This window comes from Sphingomonas cynarae (assembly GCF_039537815.1).
GTDB classification, from domain to species: Bacteria; Pseudomonadota; Alphaproteobacteria; order Sphingomonadales; family Sphingomonadaceae; genus Sphingomonas; species Sphingomonas cynarae.
Genome location: NZ_BAABBF010000019.1, coordinates 1 through 2,406, shown reverse-complemented (window position 1 = coordinate 2,406; position 2,406 = coordinate 1). Strand labels below are relative to the sequence as shown.

General features: G+C 66.0%; 2 protein-coding genes and 2 pseudogenes. 3 read left to right on the top strand and 1 reads right to left on the bottom strand.

Features of this window, described 5'->3' with window-relative positions; genetic code table 11:
• The 3 genes and pseudogenes from ABD719_RS18570 to ABD719_RS18560 form a co-directional block, all read left to right on the top strand.
• Positions 1–110, top strand: a pseudogene (locus ABD719_RS18570) (IS5-like element IS711 family transposase); the annotation flags it as partial.
• Between the two features lie 103 nt (positions 111–213).
• Entirely contained in the window at positions 214–1,122 is a 909-nt protein-coding gene (locus tag ABD719_RS18565) for an ATP-grasp domain-containing protein (RefSeq protein ID WP_344694855.1), read from the top strand.
• Positions 1,122–2,162 (top strand): LLM class flavin-dependent oxidoreductase, encoded by a 1,041-nt coding sequence (locus tag ABD719_RS18560; protein WP_344694854.1) that lies wholly within the window; start codon positions 1,122–1,124, stop codon positions 2,160–2,162. Before ABD719_RS18565 ends, ABD719_RS18560 begins: the two co-directional genes overlap by 1 nt.
• A gap of 115 nt (positions 2,163–2,277) precedes the next feature.
• On the opposite strand, the pseudogene ABD719_RS18555 reads toward ABD719_RS18560, so the two are convergent.
• Positions 2,278–2,406, bottom strand: a pseudogene (locus tag ABD719_RS18555) (IS3 family transposase); the annotation flags it as partial.

Sequence of the window (2,406 nt, the reverse complement as noted above, 5' to 3'; positions counted from 1 at the left end):
TCTTCAACAAGCTCAAACGCTTCCGCCGCATCGCCCTGCGCTGCGAGAAAACCATCACTGCCTTCATTGGCTTCGTACATCTCGCCTGTGCCATGATCTGGTTACGATGAATGCAGACAAAACCTAGTGTGTCTTGAAAGCTGATCTTGGAGCGAGGCAAGCCCGCACCGGTTTGCATCGGCCTGCGGCTCCGGCATGGCATGGCATGTCGCCATGACTGCTGATCTCGCTATCCTTTACGAACATCCGCAATGGTTTGCGCCGTTGTTCGCCGCCCTCGACCGGCGCGGCGTCGCCTATGACGCGCTGACCACGCGCACCGGCTTCGATCCGGCGCAGGGCCAGGCCCCGGCCCCCGTCATCCTCAGCCGGTTGGCGATGTCGGCGTTCCTGCGCGAGGCGGAGCATCCGATCTTCTGGGCGCAGTCGTTGCTTGCACGATGGGAAATGTCGGGCGCGCGGGTGCTGAACGGTACGGCCGCGCTGGCGATCGATACGTCGAAGGCTCGCCAGCTCGCTCTCATCGCCTCGCTGGGGCTCGCGATCCCCGCGACCCGCGTCGTCCACCGTGCGGTCGACGTACCTGCGGCCGCAGCGACGATCGGCTTTCCGCTGGTGGTGAAGGCCAATATCGGCGGGGCCGGTGCCGGGATCATGCGCTTCGACGACGCGGATGCGCTGCGCGCAGCGGTGACCGATGGCAGCTTGCCGACCAGCATCGACGGCGTGCTGCTGGTGCAGGACTTTGTCCCCGCCCGGGGCGGCACGATCACCCGGATTGAAACCCTCGACCGCACCTATCTCTATGCGATCGACGTTGCCGGGGGCGGAGCGTTCGACCTGTGCCCTGCGGATGCCTGCCAGGTTCCGGGCAGCGCGATCACGATGACGGCGACCGAGCCGCCGGCACCGCTACGCGAAGCCGCCGAGGCCATCGCGCGGGCCGCCTCGCTCGATCTTGGCGGGGTCGAGGTGATGATCGACGACCGCGACGGCACGCCCCGCTTCTATGACGTCAATGCGCTGTCGAACTTTGTCGCGAAGCCGCTCGACGTGCTGGGCTGGGACCCGCACGATCGGCTGGTCGACCGGATCGTCGGCTGGATCGATGAGGCACGCTGATGCGCTACGGGTTCTGGATGCCGGTGTTCGGCGGTTGGCTGCGCAACGTTCCCGACGAGGGCATGGACGCGAGCTGGGCCTATGCGAAGGCGCTGACACAGAATGCCGAACGATGGGGCTATGACCTGACCCTGATCGCCGAGCTGAACCTGAACGATATCAAAGGGGTCGAACAGCCTGCGCTTGATGCCTGGTCGACCGCGGCCGCGCTGGCCGCGGTGACGGAGCGGCTGGAGCTGATGGTCGCGGTGCGACCCAATTTCCATCATCCCGCTCTGTTCGCCAAGGCGGCGGCGAACATCGACCGGATCGCCGGCGGCCGCCTGTTGCTCAACGTCGTCTCGAGCTGGTGGGCGGACGAGGCACGCCAATATGGCCTGCAATTCGACCAGCATGACGACCGTTACGCGCGTACCGCGGAATGGTTGGCGGTCGTCGACGGTCTGTGGACGAAGGATCGGTTCAGCTTCTCCGGCAAGTTCTACACGACCGAGGAGGCGATCTGCGCGCCCAAACCCGTCAGGCGGCCGATGGTCTATGCGGGCGGCGAAAGTGAAGCGGCCAAGGCGATGATCGTGGGCCGATGCGATGCCTATGTCATGCACGGGGATCCCGTCGCCGCGATCGCGCCCAAGATCGCCGACATGGCGGCGCGGCGCCGCGCCGCTGGGGGGCCGCCGATGCACTATGGCATGGCCGCTTATGCGATCGTGCGCGACAGCGAGGCGGAAGCGAAGCGCGAACTGGAGCGCATCACCACCGTTACCGACCTGCCCGCCGGCTATGCCAATTTGGATCAATGGCTGTCGGGCACGCAGCTGGAGCGGGAGTTGAAGCTCCAGGAATATTCGGTGTCCAACCGCGGCCTGCGCCCCAATCTGGTCGGAACGCCCGAGCAGTTGAAGGAGCGTATCGCAGAATATGAGGCGGCGGGCCTTGACCTCCTCCTGTTGCAGATGAGCCCTCAGGCTGAGGAAATGGAACGCTTCGCCGTGCAGGTCATGGGCACGACGGTCGGACGGGCACCCCATCCGCCATGAAGATCCCTGCCGTCGGACGTATCCTGGCCGGTCTGATCGCCGGCCTGGGGCTTGGTTACTGGGCAGGACCTCAGAATGCCCCGCTGCCCGCGTTGCAAGCGATCGGCGGGCTTTGGCTCAGCACCCGGAACCGGCGACCGGTGGCGAGCTGATCGTGGACGAAGTCCAGACTCCAGCGCTGGTTGGGCAGCGCCAGCACGGGCGCCGGTGCTCGCGCGCCAACGGCCCGCCTTCGTCCCTTCCT